The following is a 15,531-nucleotide window of genomic DNA, read 5'->3' as shown; positions in this document are numbered from 1 at the left end:
GAACCAACTGATCCAAACAGACAAGCTCCATTTGATATTTCCCGCTATTCCCTTGATCCTTCTCGTTTAACATGAGACACCGCACTTTCTTACAAAGTTACCTATATTATACCAAATGAATGCGATGTCGTATTGAATTATTGGGTTTCTCAACAGTCTGACAAATTCCACTTTGCACCCAGATCCAATGGACTTTTCATTTCTTTTATAGTTTGTTAGCCTCCGCGTTATCCTTGATAACGCGTAAGACGCAAAAAAGCTCCCAGTCGGGAGCTTTTTTGCGTCTTCAGGTAATTCCGGGGACTAAACCAACGAACGCAGCAAAGCGCCCGTGAGTGAGTTTAGCTATGGTATTTAGCTTTTTGGGTCTTGCTTTAGTTTCGCTCTTTGGGCCTTGCTTTGGTTTTGATTGTCTTTATTACTTGCTTTCTTTCGCTTCCGAAAGCACCCCCGCTACAAGCTCGGCCAACCGGCCTCGCTTGTATACCGCACTCCCCCGCCAGGAAAGCCGCGAAGCCAGCTTTCCGCGCCATGCCTGCCCACAATTGCTGGGCAGGCATGTTGTCTTTTTTGTTGTTAGCTAGGAAAGGTTAGGACGGAACGGAGGGGAATTTTGGAACTGTAGGAGCGATAGCGTCCGCCTTTATGTTTGGATTTCTACCGCGACCAGCGGAACAAAATCAGGAAATCCAAACATAACAGCGGCCGGAAGTCCAAACATTCACCGGAGTGTAGCCTCTCCTAACCGCCCCCGCTCACCCTAGCTAACAATAAAATAATCAATCAGCGTGCACAGCAATATCACCATACTGATCACCTGATTCAAATTATAAGAGGCCACCTTCATCAGCCGTCGATTATGGGGCTTGATGATCTTATGCTCCGTCATCAGGAGCACTGTAGCAATGGCGATACCCACCAGGTACATCCAGCCAAGGCCGCGCCAGAAGTACAGGAACAGCAGCAGCATGATCATAATGAAATGCAGCCCTTTGGAGATTCGCAGGGCGTTCTCCAGCCCGAAGAAGCTCGGAATCGACCAGAGGCCGTTCCGCCGGTCAAAGTCGATATCCTGGGTGCCGTAAATAATATCAAAGCCGGCAATCCAGAGCATAACAACCGTACCAATAACAAACGGAGTGAACGCAATATTCCCCGTCACGGCAAACCAGGCGCCGATCGGTGCCGAGGCAATGACGAAGCCCAGATACAGATGGCTGAGAAAGGTAAACCGCTTCGTATAAGAGTAGCTGGATATCAGGACAATCGCCACAGGAGACAGCAGCAGACAGAGCAAATTAAGCATGCCGGAAGCGACGATAAACAGCGCATAGTTGATGATGATGAACAGGATGACTTCTTTTTCCACAAGCAGCCGCTGCGGCAGGTGACGGTGTGCTGTGCGCGGATTGTTGCCGTCAAAGGTCCGGTCGACCAGACGGTTAAAAGCATTCGCTCCATTACGCGCGCCAATCAGCGCAATCAGCCCCCACAGCATCATATGGCCGGAAGGCCACCCGCCCGCTGCCCATACCATCGAGATGATGGCAAAAGGCAGGGAAAACAAGGTGTGCGAGAACATCACTAGTTCACTGAACATTTTCAGCTTGAGCGCAGAGGTTTTGACTGCATTCAATATCGCCATATCATTCTTCCTTTTCACTTGAAGCTTGCAGCAGCACCTCATAGAGCACTGCAATCATGCCGTCAATATCCTCGGCTGTAACGACCAGCGGCGGCTGAAAAGCCAGCACATTGCGGCCCACGCCATTTTTACCGATTATATACCCCCGGTCCTTCATCTCTTCCAGCACAGCATCGGTCAGCTCAGCTGCATCCGCACCTGTCAGCTCCGCCCCCAGCATCAGCCCGGTTCCGCGCACATCGGCAATCATTCCCGGGAACTGCTGCTGAAGCGACAGCAGCCCATTTTTCAGCCGCGCTCCAAGCTCGGCCGCACGCTCCGGCAGCTTTTCATCACGAATATAATCCAGCACAGCCAGCGCCGTCGCCGCCGACACGGGGTTGCCCCCGAAGGTTGAAGCTGAAGGACGGTTCAGTGAAGCCGCAATTTCATCCGTGGTCGCAAAAGCGGCTACCGGAACTCCGTTGCCCAGCGCTTTTGCCATGCTGATAATATCCGGCACAACGCCAAAATGCTCCATGGCAAACATTGCTCCCGTGCGTCCGTAGCCGGTCTGAATCTCGTCGGCGATCAGCAGCACGCCATATTGGTCCAACAGCGCTTTGACTTCGCGGAAATAGGTGAGGGCAGGCATAATCATGCCCCCATTCCCCTGAATAGGCTCTACGATCATTGCTGCGATAGTGTCACCCTTCTCCTCCAGCACCCGCTTCAAGCTCTTTAGAGAACCCGCAGCAGCTTCTTCCAGGGTCAGCTCAGGATGGTAAGGACGCTCAATGAAGATTACATCCTCATCCAGATAGTTGTCCGTTCTCCACATTTGCAGTCCGGTTACACTCATCGTCAGATTGGTCCGCCCATGCAGGCCGCTCTCCAGCGCAATAAAGCCTTTGCGTCCGGTATGCATTCTGGCCAGCAGCAGCGCCCCCTCATTGGCCTCAGAGCCGCTGTTGACGAAGAAGCTCCGTCGCAGATTTCCCGGCAGCACCTCCTCCAGCCGCTCTGCCAGATCCACGTTTGGCTGTGTGAGATATATCGTCGAGGTGTGCTGGAGCTGCTGAAGCTGCTCTATCGTGCGCGCCGTAATGACCGGATTGCAATGGCCGCAGGCGACGACAGAGACTCCGGCGAAAAAGTCGGTATACCGCTTGCCATTTTCATCATAGACAAATTGCATGCTTCCGCGCACCAATTGCGGCGCATCACGATAAAAGTGCGCTGTACACGGATAGAAGTATTGTTTTCTTTTGGCGGCAACCGCTGCTCTCCCAATGGTTTCTTGTTGCTTCATGATGGGTTCCCTCTCTCTCTTTCAGCCTGTTTCTTTGTGAAAATAGTAACTTATCACTTTACCACTTACCGTTATTATACGCGTTAACCTAATCTTTTAAAATTTAAATATATTAATTGAACTGCAAAGAACCTAAGGTATAACCGGCATACACAGGCTTCAGTCCGCCCAGCAGCTCCTCTTGCCCACTCGAGCCGTTAATCGCGGCCTGATACGCAGCAATGATTGTACGCAGCTCATCTGTACTGTAAGTCGCACCTTCGATCCGGAAGCTGGAAATTCCCAGTCCGCTCATTTCATTCAGCATAGGCAGGTAACAAAGCTCTTTGGAGAACAGCAGGTGGCAGCGGCCAAATTGGTCACGGTAGACAGGATTTTCGCCTTTATCGGTTTTGAGCACCAGCACGCTATTGTTGACATACAGATTATCCTCTTCGCCAATCGGTTCCATAACCTCGGTATTCTCAAAAAGATCATGCTCCATATACATCAGTGCCGGTGTGCCATGAACGACGACTTCCAGCGGCAGCTCACAGCGTGAGGTGAAGGTGGCAAAATGCTCCATCGTCATCTCCGGAGATACCGTAAGCTTCTCCAGCCCGAGTCCGGCATATAGCCCTGCAGCAAGTTGGTTGTACACATTCAGATTGACATCGCCGATCATCGGATATCCTGTTCCTCTGTAGCGGCGAATGGCTCCCAGGTTGGTAATCATCAGCCCGTCAATCGGCAGGCGTTCCCCGTTCAGCAGATGATCATACTGGTCAAAATGCAGCTCCGTCATCATCCGCGGCATCCCGAGATACAGCTTCGTTTGGCCCTTAATCGCTCCAAGCTCCTTGATGTCCTGCTTCGTGAACGGCCGGTCCGGCTCAAATACATCTCCCGGCAGGTACAGGCTTTCTACGCCCATCTCCAGCACCAACCGCGCTTGTTCCATGTTATTGACCCGAACTGCCAGCTCCGGCTTGCCCTTCGGCGCACGTTTTGCTTCTGCCAGGCGTTCACGCAGCTCCAGCACACGGGTCTCGGACAATTCACGTTCTGCAGTTGGTGTACTGAATACTTTGCCTGTGCTGTAGAACTTGCCTGTACCCTCATACCGGCGGTTGATGTTCGACAGACCCGGTTTGCCAAATGCATATGCGGTGGAAAAATCACGTTTGCGGTTTTTGTACAGTTCTTTGGAGTCCACCGTCCGGTCAAAACCCAGCGGATCATCAATATAACGGTCAAGGGCTGCGCCATAGCTGTTGACCAAGGAGACCATGAATTCCTTGTCGCGCATCCGGCCTTCGATTTTGAAAGAAGTGATGCCTGACTCGATCAGCTCGGGAAGATGCTCATACATGAACATATCCTTCACGGCGAGCGGATACTCCGCAGGGAAAACATAGCCGTCCCGTTTAATCCGGTAATCCCAGCGGCAAGGCTTCATGCATTTGCCCCGGTTGCTGCTCATGCCAAACACCTGGGAGCTGAAATAGCAGTTCGCCCCGTGCACGGAGCACATATCGCCATGAATGAAGTACTCCAGCTCCATACCGCTCTTCTGCCCCAGCAGCTTTGCTGTCTGCAGATCCATCTCCCGCGAGGTTACCACACGAGTGACTCCGAGATCGCGCAGCGCGTAGATCATCTCCAGATTATGCACATTCATCATGACCGAAGCATGCACGTGAAGGGTAAGCCCTATTTCGCGAATCAGCTCCAGCACGGCCATATCCTGAACAATCAGCGCATCGGGACGGGCACCGTCCAAGAAACGCAGGTACTCTCTGGCTTCTTCCACATCCTCCTCGCTGAAAAGGTTGTTTACAGTGATATACACTTTTTTATTCAGGCTATGGGCGATGTCAATCGCCTCGATAATTTCTTCATGTGACAGATTATAGCCCTTGCGCATCATTCTCATATTCAGTACCGGACCGCCAAAATAAACAGCGTCACAGGCGGACTGAATCACCTCTTTAAAAATATCAAACGTCCCGGCAGGCGCCAGAAGCTCGATTTCCTTGCCGTTAAAATATCTTGCCATTGTCAGTTCCCCCTAAAATATTACAATAGTGCTACTGCAGCTCCCATGATGACAAACATCGCAACAAACACTGTATCGGCCCCGCCCCACCTTGGACGGTGGTACCGGCTGCGCGGGGCATCCATGCGGAAGCCTCTGGCTTCCATCGAGTAGATCAGATCCTGGGCGCGCCGGAACGCGCTCGCGATCACCGGAACAAGCAGTGAAACGAGCATCCGCGTCTTCTCCTTCAAAGGCAGCTCCTTCAGATCCGCTCCCCGGGAGGCCTGGGCTTTCATAATAATCTGCGCTTCATCAAGAATCGTCGGAATGAAACGCAGGGCAATGCTGATCATCAGCGTAATCCGGTCGGGCGACAGCCCAAGGCGCTTGAACGGGGACAGAATGCCCTCCAGACCCTGATTCAGCTTGCCCGGAGTGGTCGTGAAGGTAAGCAGTGCCGTGAACGTAATCAGGAACAGCATGCGAATGACGGAAAAACTTGCCAGACGCAGGCCGCCCTCATGCAGCGAGAATGAGCCGACAGACCACAGTGCATCCCCTTCCTTGACGGACAGGAGCTGCACAATGAAAATGAACAGCATCATATAACGCAAAGGCTTGGCCGCCTTGATGAAATATTTCAGCGGTATGCGTGTCGAAGCCATAACCGCAATTGAGAATACAGCCAGCAGCGTCATCGCCAGCCACGAGTTCGACAGCAGAATGACGGCTACATACAGCATCATTCCTGTTAGCTTGGACCGGGCATCGAGCTTATGCACCCACGAGCCGGTCTCAATGCTGCGTCCCAGCAGCAGCCGCTCATTCATGGGCATCCCTCTTTTCTTCGTGCTCACCGTAGTGCCCTGCCGCAGCCGACGATAAGCCGGCGATCAGCTCCGCGAGGCTCTCCGCAGTGAGCCTAGGCTTCTCTCCGTGCAGACCAAAGCGGTCAGCAACCGCCCGCCAATATCGGAGAGAATGAGGCACTGTGAGGCCGCAGCTTTCCAGAATGGCCGGGTCTGCGGCAAGCTCCGCGCCGCTGCCCTGAAAGGCAATCCGGCCCTCCTTCAGCAGAACCCAGCGGTCGGCATAGGGCAGCAGCTCATCCATCCGGTGGGTTACGATGATGATCGTCCGGCCCTGCTCGCGGCAGAGCCGCTCCAGCTGCGCAATCAGCTCCGCGCGGCTGACAGGGTCCAGCGTTGCCGTCGGCTCGTCCAGCACGACGATGTCCGGGTCCATCGCCAGCACGGAGGCGATGGCCGCTTTGCGCATCTGTCCTCCGCTCAAGCGGAACGGATTGCGGTCCAGCAGGGCAAGATCCAGCCCCATATCGAGCAGCGCCTTGCGCGCTCGCTCCTTGGCCTCTTCCTGACTCATGCCGAAATTCAGCGGTCCGAAGCACAGATCCTTCTCCACGGTATCCTCGAACATCTGCTGCTCGGGGAATTGAAAGACCAGCCCGACCCGGCGGCGCAGCGGCAGCAGCTTCGGCGACTTCTCCCCGGCGCGAATAACAACATCCAGCACGTTCACCGTACCCTCGGTCGGCTTCAGAATTCCGTTGAACAACTGCAGCAGCGTAGACTTGCCAGAGCCTGTCGCCCCGGCAATCCCGGTCAGCGAGCCCTTGGGGATGCCCAGGGTAATATCGTGTAGCGCTGTCTGCCTCCACAGGCTTTTGTCAGCGTAGGTATAGCTTACTTGGTCTAGTTGAATGGCCATAATGTATCTATAAGCTCCTTTTCACTGGCGGGAACATCCACCCTAATTCCCAGGCTCTGCAATTCACGGGCAAGCCGCCAAGGATAAGGCTCCCGCAGGTGGCACTTCTCCAGAAGCTCTTCATTTCGAAACAGCTCGCCCGGGGTAATATCAGCCGCTAGGCCGCCGTCATGCAGGGCAAGCACACGATCCGAGGCCAGAATTTCGTCCGCGTCATGTGTGATCATCAGGATCGTATATTGCCCTTCCGCACGCATATCCTGAAGAATGCCGAGCAGCTCATCGCGGCTTCCCTCGTCCAACATGGAAGAGGCCTCGTCAAAAATGACGATGCCTGGCTTCATGGCAAGAATGGAGGCGATGGCGACCCGCTGCTTCTGTCCGCCCGACAGCTCGCCGGGATGCTTGGACAGCAAATGGCTGATGCCCAGCTTCTCGGAATAGGCTCTGAGCCTGCCTTCCATCTCCGCGTATGGCAAACATAGACCTTCCAGGCCAAATAATATATCTTCCTCAACCGTAGCCCCGATGAACTGATTGTCGGGATTCTGAAACACCATGCCAATACATTGCCGGATCGTTCCAATGTTGTCTTCATTAAGTATATGGCCGCAAACGACGATATCTCCGGCACTTTTGGGCAGTAGAGCATTCATCAGCTTCACCAGCGTAGACTTGCCGCAGCCGTTCGGGCCCACCACACTCACCCATTGTCCCTTCGGGATGGACAGCGTAATATTATGAAGAATGGGATGCTCCGGATCATAGCCGAACGAAACCCTGTCCAGAGCAATAACAGCCTGCGCTGCCCCGTCTTCTATCTCTTTATTTGTTTCACTCATGTTAGTCATCCTTCCGCTGATGTGAACAGTCAGCCCAAAAACTCTTCAAACAGCGATATTTTGGACAGCGACGCCACCAGATAACGGACTGCGAACCCGACGGCAATCCCCGTCACAATCCCGGTAATAAGCAGAATCGGCAGATAGTAGAAAATACTCATGGATTTGAACACTATCGCAGCGGCAAGCAATTGTCCGGTATTGTGGGCCAGTCCCCCAGCGATACTAATTCCGATTACGCTGAATTTTTTGCCGCCCCACTTCACCAGCAGGAACATAACCACAAAGCTGAAGAGCGAGCCAAACAGGCTGAACAGCAGGCTTGAGAAAGTCCCCAGCAGGAATGCGGTAAGCAAAGTCTTCAGGATCACCAGTACAAAAGCGTCACGTCCACGTAAAAAGAAAATACAAGTCAGAATCATAATGTTGGCAAAACCCAGCTTGGCACCCGGCATCAGCCCGACGCCAACCAGCGGGATCTGGGCCTCCAGAATACTCAGCACTACAGCCACTGCGGCAAAAATCGCCACAATCACCGTTCGTTTCAAAGCCTTTGCTGATTCACTACTGGACATAGGCATCTATACCATCCTCCCCCGACTCGCCGGCAACCTCCACTAGCACCCTGTGCGGCAGACATACGATGGTCTGTTTGGGACGGTTGATCATGCCAAAGCCAAGGCATACCTTGTCGGGGCAGTCCGCATCATACATTTCAATCCCGTAATCATGCACCTTCAGAATGTTATAGCCGCGTTCCGTGCGGATATCAATTGTTTGTTCTTCCTTTGTAAGCTTCACTGTCTTATACAGCTTGCCGTCCACCGTTATATTGGCCACAAGATTTTTGCCAGGCCCAGCTTTATCAGCATCGTTCGATAACCATCTCGGGACGAGAAAAGCGAGCGCGGCAATGAGCACGATGGAAATCAGCAGCACATCTGCGCGTTTCATAATGATCTCCCTTATTTTTTAGTTAAAATCCAGACTTATTAATTATAACGGTCCGCCTTCAATCCTTCAATGAATGTGCTCGTTAATTGTCGGTTTTAGGGAGCAGTTCACAAAATAGGCACGCAAGCCGAAGCGGATACCTCCTATAAAATGGATAGCATCCGCTTCAGCAAGAAATTTAAGGATAAAGCTGCCCTAAATGCACAAGTGAAGCTTACCCCGCCCGGTCGGGACAATCCGATTCAGCGGTGTCTCCGGGCTTTCCGTTCTTACTGAAATAGGCGATGAAGAGGCTGGCAAACTCGGGGTCCCACTGGCTTCCTTTTCCCTGTTCCAGAATAGCCAAAGCCCGCTCATGACTTATCCCTGTGCGGTAGGGACGGTTCGAGGTCATGGCATCATACGCATCTGCCACGGCTATGATCCGTCCGAACAGAGGTATCGTCCTTCCAGCCAAACCATCGGGGTATCCGTTGCCGTCATATCGTTCATGGTGTGATCTCACGCCTCCAAGGTAAGGGGCCATGATCTCCACCGGCTCGATTTGACGCAGAATATTTTCTCCCAGAACCGGGTGGCTTTTAATCTGTTCGAATTCCTCCTCGGTCAGATTCTCCTCTTTGAACAGGACGCTGTCCCGCACACCAATTTTGCCGATATCATGCAGCAGGGCCGACTTGCGCAGATTATCCAGCTTCTGGCCCGTCAGGCCGGCCAATTGTCCAATAATGACCGAGTATTCCGCCACACGCAGCGAATGCCCCGCAGTATACGGATCACGGGCGTCCAGCGCTACGGCGAGCGTTGTGAAATAGCTGTCGAGCAATTGCCTGTTCTGCTGCTCCCGGGCCTGCAGCCCGCGGACCATCATATTGAATCCGGCTACAAGCTTGGAGAATTCGTCGGAATATTCATCCTGCACCTGCAGCAGACGCCCATCCTTGACGTTGCTCATTGCCTGGTACAGTTCATTGATGGGATGCTGCACACTGGCAGTCAGAAGCCAAGCTGCTACGGAAGAGAACAGAATACCGATCACCAGGACCAGCCCCGCCCATTCCCAATAGCCATTCAAGCCAGCGGGCACGTTCTTCAGCGTCAGCAGCCGGATTTGTGTTGCCATGATAAAAAGAAAAAGCGGAAACGTGCCGATCAGCATACAGCTAACCAGGAACTTGGGCCGGATAGATACAAAAATATGCCCCTCCAGCGAAAAATCGACACCGTACATTTCCAAAGCCCGATTCCTAAATTCCTTGATCAGCGGAATGATGGCCGAGCAGGTCAGAAAAAATTCAATCAGCGCATGCATGCAGGCCACCAGAATAGCCCCGACAACCGCAATCAATAGATAGAAATAAGGAAAACTGACGAGTCCAGTCCAGATCAGCCACGTGGTCATAAGTAAGGCAGGCAGAGAAAGTCCCAGCAAATGAGGCCCAAGTATCCGCTGAATTGCAATCTTCGGCAGCCGGTGCGTATGCAAGTACGCCTCTTCCAGCTCAGCCAGTGTCGGCTTCTGCTCGTTCAGCGCCGCGCGGAGCGGCCTCATTTGCCTGATAAAAATACTGATCTCCGTAATGACCATTATTATGAAGGAAATCAGCAGCACTAACGACAGCCTTAGATACTCTACTTTGCTTATTTGCAGTGAGGAGAGCAGGACAAGACTTCCCACCGCAAGTACAGCAACTGCGGAGCCAAATATGTAATTTCGAATCTGCTTTTTCAAAAAAGCTGCGAATAAATCCATCTGTCCCCCGTTTCCAGCCTTGCCGCCCAGCTTGTTATATATTTGCATTTTCAAAAGCTTCGTGGTATTATAGAAAATATTTGTTTTTCCGTGTACTTATCCCCATCAAGAAGATGTCAGGCCGATCAGTTACTACTTTTTATTTAGTATCGGCAATTTGGACACAAAATCTTACGTTTTCTTGCAGTACTCTTCCTTTTTATGAGATTAAATTCGAACATAGTTTTCCGATTCGCACTGGCGCGGTCATGGAGCCGCAAGGACAAAAGAGAGGTAGGGCTTTTGTCGTTTTGGAAGGATTATTCTCGCCACACGGCTGCTGGAAATAACAAGGAACCAAGACACCCGTTTTTCTCACGGACGGCGGGGGATTAAATATACGAGAAGACATGGCTTTGCCGCTTCCTTGAATACCAAGGAACGGCCCCATGTGTGGAACATATTAGCGCCCGATAACTGCTCTATTGCAGATATCGGGCGCGTCTACGTTTAAGGGGATCTTTTCAAGCTTAATGTACATAACCACTCACAAAATCACTAACTCTGCCGATATACTCAGCCTTATTCGTGTCGTAAGCAAGACCGTGACCGGCCCCGTGCACTACAAGCTTCTCCTTCGGCCCCCGGCATGCCTTGTACAGCTTGTCCAGCATGGCGTAAGGCACGAATCTGTCAGCATCCCCATGGATGAACAGGATAGGCACCCGGGCTTTACGCACCTGCTTCAGCGCTGAAGCCTCGCCGAAGAAATACCCCGCCTTGAGCCGGGTAACCAGGCTGGCGCTATGGACAAAAGGAAAGCTGGGCAGACGGTACATGCGCCATAGCTGGTAGGATAGCTGCGCTTTTACCGAGGTATATCCACAGTCGGCGACGATCGCTTTTACCTGCGGCGGAAGCCTTTCACCTGCTGTCATCATCACCGGCGCTGCGCCCATAGATACCCCATGCAGTACAATCTGTGCCTCCGGTCCGCTCTCCGCCACAATGTGCCCGATCCACCGCAAATAATCCTTGCGCTCCGGCCAGCCAAATCCAATATAATCGCCCTTGCTGTCGCCATGTCCTCTGGCATCGGGAATCAGCACGTTATAGCCCAGGTTCTCATAATAGATTTTGGCGTATGCCCCCATATCCTTGCCTTTCCCGGAATAGCCGTGGGCAATAATCGCTGTCCGCCCTGCAGCACGTTCTGACGGCAGATAATAGCCTCTCAGCTTCAAGCCCTCGTCTGAGGTAAGCTCAATATTCCTGAAGCTGTGGCGGGCAATCCATTCCGCCCCCTCCCCCCAGGACGCCCCGGCAACCGGCGGTTCCACCTTCAGATCAGGGGTTTTGCTCATAAACTCCTTGGGCGCCCGCTTGACCGCGACTCCATAGAAAAAGAATCCGGCATATATAACGGCGCTGGCAATAATGATTACAACTGCAAGTATGATTACACTCCACATCGGCGCTGTCACCTTTCCTTGAACAAATTAAGCCCCAGGCGCTGCGAGGCTTGGCACACCTCTAATTTGTGCATAGTATAACATGGCACTGGGATGAGCTGAAAATGTTGGTCCAGCTATCCTGCAGCTCCGGTGGGTTTTATTAGTGGGGCCCCAGGAACATATTGACTGGCGGTGCTTATACAACGGCAATTCTGCCGTTGTTGCTAAGCAAACTGACCATTCGCGCTTCAACAACGGCATTTCTGCTGTTGTTTTTGAACTGACCACCTGTTCGCGCTTCAACAACAGCATTTCTGCTGTTGTTGCTGAACTGACCACCTGTTCGCGCTTCAACAACAGCATTTCCTGCTGTTGTTGCTGAACTAACTAACCATTCGCGCTTTAATAACGGCATTTCTGCTGTTGTTTCTGAACTAACTAACCATTCGCGCTTCAACAACGGCATTTCTGCTGTTGTTGCTGAACTAACTAACCGTTCGCGCTTCAACAACGGCATTTCTGCTGTTGTTGCTGAACTAACTAACCATTCGCGCCTCAACAACGGTATTTCTGCTGTTGTTGCTGAACAAACCAACCGTTCGCGCTTCAACAACGGCATTTCTGCTGTTGTTTCTGAACAAGTTCATCAGTTAAAAAAGCTGCTTCCATGGAGATGGGCTCTCCAGGAAGCAGCTTTACTATTTCACGGTTCCTCTTCTGCAGGCGTCGGCTTAGCTCTTAGCGTTTGCGTTTGCTTGTTCTTGCCGTTCTGCCGAGCAGCAGCCCCACTCCGGCAATAGCTAAACCGGCGATATAATAAGGGGCCGGGCTGGATTCCCCGGTCTGTGGAAGCTTATCGACCGTATCTACGGTGCCTAGAGGAACGTCGTCATCAATAATGACTTGTTCATCCGGTTCCGGACCTGCGGTTGGAGCAGGAACCGGCGTTGGCTTGATTGATGCTGCAGGCTTCACAGGAACGGCAGTTGCTACAGGACCCAAAGGTATAGGATCATCATTGATCACCGTCTCATTATCCACAATTGTGCCAATTATCGTTGTTGGTGTTGGTGTTGGCTGTACCACTACCGGAGGAACAAATTCGACCGAGGTAGTGGGAGTTGGCGTTGGTGCTGCACTTGGTGCCGGTGTCGTGCTAGGCGTCGGCGATGTGCTTGGTGTTGGTGTCGACGTTGATGTCGCCGTTGGTGTTGGCGTCGACGTTGATGTCGCCGTTGGTGTTGGCGTCGACGTTGATGTCGCCGTTGGTGTTGGCGTTGACGTTGATGTCGCCGTTGGTGTTGGCGTTGACGTTGATGTCGCCGTTGGTGTTGGCGTTGACGTTGATGTCGCCGTTGGTGTTGGCGTCGACGTTGATGTCGCCGTTGGTGTTGGCGTCGACGTTGATGTCGCCGTTGGTGTCGGCGTTGATGTTGATGTCGGCGTTGGTGTCGGCGTCGGCGTTGGCGTCGGTGTCGGCGTCGACGTTGGTGTCGGCGTCGGCGTTGGTGTTGGTGTCGGCGTTAGTGTCGGCGTTGGTGTCGGCGTCGGCTCCGGCGTTAGTGTTGGCGTCGGCGTCGGCTCCGGCGTTAGTGTCGGCGTTGGCGTTGGCTCCGGCGTTGGCGTCGGCGTTGGTGTTGGCTCCGGCGTCGGTGTCGGCGTTGGTGTTGGTGTCGGCGTTGGTGTTGGTGTTGGCGTTGGTGTTGGTGTCGGCGTTGGCGTCAGCGTCGGCGTCGGCGTTGGTGTTGGTGTCGGTTTTGGCGTCGGCTCCGGCGTTGGTGTCGGCGTCGGCGTTGGCGTCGGTTTTGGCGTCGGTGTCGGTTTTGGCGTTTCCGTCGGTTTTGGCGTCGCCGTTGGTTTTGGTGTCGGCGTTGGTGTTGGCGTTTCCGTCGGTTTTGGCGTTGCCGTTGGTTTTGGCGTCGCCGTCGGTTTTGGCGTCGGCGTCGGCTTTGGCGTTTCCGTCGGTTTTGGCGTTTCCGTTGGTTTTGGCGTTGCCGTCGGTTTTGGCGTCGTCGTCGGTTTTGGCGTCGGCGTCGGCTTTGGCGTTTCCGTTGGTTTTGGCGTCGGCGTCGGCTTTGGCGTTTCCGTCGGTTTTGGCGTCCCCGTTGGTTTTGGCGTTTCCGTCGGTTTTGGCGTCAGCGTCGGCTTTGGCGTTTCCGTCGGTTTTGGCGTCGGCGTTGGCGTCGGTGTTGGCGTCGGCGTTGGCGTCGCACTCGGTGTCGGCGTTGGCGTTAAAGGCGGTTCCGTTCCCTGGTACGGATAATGGTGCATCTGCACATGGCCGTTGAACGATTTTGCAATGAGTGTGCCGTGCAGTTCCGCATAATCATAGTACACTTCGGCCCGTGGCGCTAATATGGTGCCATTAATGGTCGTGTTGCCGATTTTCAAATCAGTGGCTTCATAAAAATTAAATAATACCTTATTGGGATTGCTCCCATCAATTTGAAAGCTCGGGATTTTCACTGAGGTCCCGCTTACATTGATAACAACCGTTGCATTCCCCGTTATATTGAACACCATATTATTGGTCGCTGCCCAATCGGCTGCAGTCATATTTATAACATTGTAGGGCTTCGGGGCATTGATGGTTATTTTTCCGTAATCCCTGACAAAGGGCTGCGTCTGCGGCAATGCTGCCAGCTCGCTCGAACGCCCGATCAGAAACTGCTCCTCCGCTGCGAAATTAATCGGTGTATCTTTTCGCGAGCCCTCCTGAAGTGTAGTGCTTGAATCAGCCGTTAGAGTACCACCGTATACAGTTGTTCCATGAACCGTCCCATTCGAGAAAGTAATGTTCTTGCCGGCGATGAGCACGTCTCCGCCCGGGGCATCCTTGGATACACCGTACCCCTGCAAAGTAATATTCCCTGCGGCCGCGAGCCTTCCATGAATCTGATCGTATGACTGCGTAAAATCCCCAAAGATAAAAGCATTAAAATTGCCGGCTACCCCCAAAACCGGTGTAGGAGTATAGGGCATACTGGCCGCTGCTTTAACCTCCCATCCCCCAGTAATCACACTGCCTACTGTCAGCATTCCTGCCAATAGCAGAGCTGCTGTCTTTTGTATTCTTTTCTTCAATCGCATGCACCTCCTATTAATTACTCTATGATTTCAAGAAAAAACTATAACAACAAAAAGACCGCCAAGAAGGGTTAGCTTCACGGCGGCCGGACAATCATAACCTGTCTAGCAGGCTTTAGATTCCTGACTTTGCGTCCCGTTCTTTCGAACGGTTTGCGTTTTACATGATCGTATGATTTTTTAAGATTTCAGATAGTCTATGATATTTGTTACTTTTGACCTAATGTCAGTTTAGCCGCTTCACCTCCATATTGTCAATCTATTCCTTTTTATTTTTTTGGAAGCTTGGATGAGAAAATCCGCTGCAAACCGCTATGCATAAGGATTAACCAGCTTGACCCAGTCTGAAACAGTGTTCAACAACGGCGTATACGGTAGCTTCTTCTGCTTCATGTAATCTTCTCGTCATTTAAAATCACTAATTTTTATTATTAAAATTTAGTCTTTTTGGACTATTTGTCGAACATTGCTGCGTGAAGTCTATACACCCTTATAATGCAAAAAAACTGTCGCCAAAAGTTACCGGCAACAGTTTTTCATCGACATCTATGTATGCTATACGCGCTATCTTGTCCAGGCAATGCGGATATAGCGGGTTTGCATTTTATAACAGTTGCATCCAGCCAATCATGGACACCCAAAGCGGAATACTCAGGAGCAAACCAAATACCAAACCACGGCGGAGACTTCCTTCATGAATCATCACAATTCTCCTTTTGAGGTGCTTTATTTTTAAACTTCAATCTTTAATATTTCAATTTTAATATAAAATAATTCT

12 protein-coding genes and 1 riboswitch are annotated in these 15,531 nt (G+C 52.2%); all 12 genes read right to left on the bottom strand.

Translation table 11 applies throughout. The features are described from left to right. Positions 1 to 760 precede the first annotated feature (760 nt). Complete coding sequence (locus ACX1DY_RS18650) at positions 761 to 1,645, bottom strand: UbiA-like polyprenyltransferase (protein ID WP_458965696.1); 885 nt, start codon at positions 1,643 to 1,645, stop codon at positions 761 to 763. 1 nt (position 1,646) lies between these two features. After that, positions 1,647 to 2,936: an aspartate aminotransferase family protein gene (locus ACX1DY_RS18645; RefSeq protein WP_458965695.1), complete on the bottom strand. Its 1,290-nt coding sequence runs from the start codon at positions 2,934 to 2,936 to the stop codon at positions 1,647 to 1,649. A 112-nt stretch (positions 2,937 to 3,048) separates the two neighbouring features. Continuing rightward, a complete protein-coding gene (locus tag ACX1DY_RS18640) occupies positions 3,049 to 4,974 on the bottom strand; it encodes a peptidase U32 family protein (protein ID WP_458965694.1) in 1,926 nt (641 codons plus the stop codon). Positions 4,975 to 4,994: 20 nt separating this feature from the next. Then, on the bottom strand, positions 4,995 to 5,813 hold the full coding sequence (locus tag ACX1DY_RS18635; protein WP_458965693.1) for an energy-coupling factor transporter transmembrane component T family protein: 819 nt from the start codon (positions 5,811 to 5,813) through the stop codon (positions 4,995 to 4,997). Then, positions 5,779 to 6,684, bottom strand: a complete 906-nt coding sequence (locus ACX1DY_RS18630; RefSeq protein ID WP_458965692.1) for an energy-coupling factor transporter ATPase — start codon at positions 6,682 to 6,684, stop codon at positions 5,779 to 5,781. The genes ACX1DY_RS18635 and ACX1DY_RS18630 overlap by 35 nt, the downstream gene beginning before the upstream one ends. Then, positions 6,669 to 7,526: an ATP-binding cassette domain-containing protein gene (locus tag ACX1DY_RS18625; RefSeq protein ID WP_458965691.1), complete on the bottom strand. Its 858-nt coding sequence runs from the start codon at positions 7,524 to 7,526 to the stop codon at positions 6,669 to 6,671. Before ACX1DY_RS18625 ends, ACX1DY_RS18630 begins: the two co-directional genes overlap by 16 nt. Positions 7,527 to 7,555: 29 nt before the next feature. Continuing rightward, entirely contained in the window at positions 7,556 to 8,107 is a 552-nt protein-coding gene (locus ACX1DY_RS18620) for a Gx transporter family protein (protein WP_458965690.1), read from the bottom strand. Next, positions 8,091 to 8,480, bottom strand: a complete 390-nt coding sequence (locus ACX1DY_RS18615; protein ID WP_458965689.1) for a NusG domain II-containing protein — start codon at positions 8,478 to 8,480, stop codon at positions 8,091 to 8,093. Before ACX1DY_RS18615 ends, ACX1DY_RS18620 begins: the two co-directional genes overlap by 17 nt. A 214-nt stretch (positions 8,481 to 8,694) precedes the next feature. Continuing rightward, complete coding sequence (locus tag ACX1DY_RS18610; RefSeq protein ID WP_458965688.1) at positions 8,695 to 10,281, bottom strand: HD domain-containing phosphohydrolase; 1,587 nt, start codon at positions 10,279 to 10,281, stop codon at positions 8,695 to 8,697. A 461-nt stretch (positions 10,282 to 10,742) separates the two neighbouring features. Next, positions 10,743 to 11,684 (bottom strand): alpha/beta hydrolase, encoded by a 942-nt coding sequence (locus tag ACX1DY_RS18605; RefSeq protein WP_458965687.1) that lies wholly within the window; start codon positions 11,682 to 11,684, stop codon positions 10,743 to 10,745. A gap of 178 nt (positions 11,685 to 11,862) precedes the next feature. After that, positions 11,863 to 12,279, bottom strand: a complete 417-nt coding sequence (locus tag ACX1DY_RS18600; RefSeq protein ID WP_458965686.1) for a hypothetical protein — start codon at positions 12,277 to 12,279, stop codon at positions 11,863 to 11,865. Positions 12,280 to 12,404: 125 nt separating this feature from the next. Then, positions 12,405 to 14,750, bottom strand: coding sequence for a choice-of-anchor A family protein (locus tag ACX1DY_RS18595; protein WP_458965685.1), 2,346 nt, complete (start codon positions 14,748 to 14,750; stop codon positions 12,405 to 12,407). An 81-nt stretch (positions 14,751 to 14,831) separates the two neighbouring features. Further along, positions 14,832 to 14,921, bottom strand: a riboswitch (cyclic di-GMP riboswitch). Between the last annotated feature and the right edge of the window lie 610 nt (positions 14,922 to 15,531).

This window comes from Paenibacillus sp. BAC0078, from assembly GCF_054483875.1.
This window is presented reverse-complemented; position numbering and strand designations above follow the sequence as displayed.

Excerpts from the sequence above, each read along its gene's own strand:
- ACX1DY_RS18615 (WP_458965689.1), bottom strand. The coding sequence starts at position 8,480 with ATGAAACGCGCAGATGTGCTGCTGATTTCCATCGTGCTCATTGCCGCG.
- ACX1DY_RS18640 (WP_458965694.1), bottom strand. The coding sequence starts at position 4,974 with ATGGCAAGATATTTTAACGGCAAGGAAATCGAGCTTCTGGCGCCTGCC.
- ACX1DY_RS18610 (WP_458965688.1), bottom strand. The coding sequence starts at position 10,281 with ATGCAAATATATAACAAGCTGGGCGGCAAGGCTGGAAACGGGGGACAG.
- ACX1DY_RS18650 (WP_458965696.1), bottom strand. The coding sequence starts at position 1,645 with ATGGCGATATTGAATGCAGTCAAAACCTCTGCGCTCAAGCTGAAAATG.
- ACX1DY_RS18620 (WP_458965690.1), bottom strand. The coding sequence starts at position 8,107 with ATGCCTATGTCCAGTAGTGAATCAGCAAAGGCTTTGAAACGAACGGTG.
- ACX1DY_RS18645 (WP_458965695.1), bottom strand. The coding sequence starts at position 2,936 with ATGAAGCAACAAGAAACCATTGGGAGAGCAGCGGTTGCCGCCAAAAGA.
- ACX1DY_RS18605 (WP_458965687.1), bottom strand. The coding sequence starts at position 11,684 with ATGTGGAGTGTAATCATACTTGCAGTTGTAATCATTATTGCCAGCGCC.
- ACX1DY_RS18630 (WP_458965692.1), bottom strand. The coding sequence starts at position 6,684 with ATGGCCATTCAACTAGACCAAGTAAGCTATACCTACGCTGACAAAAGC.
- ACX1DY_RS18625 (WP_458965691.1), bottom strand. The coding sequence starts at position 7,526 with ATGAGTGAAACAAATAAAGAGATAGAAGACGGGGCAGCGCAGGCTGTT.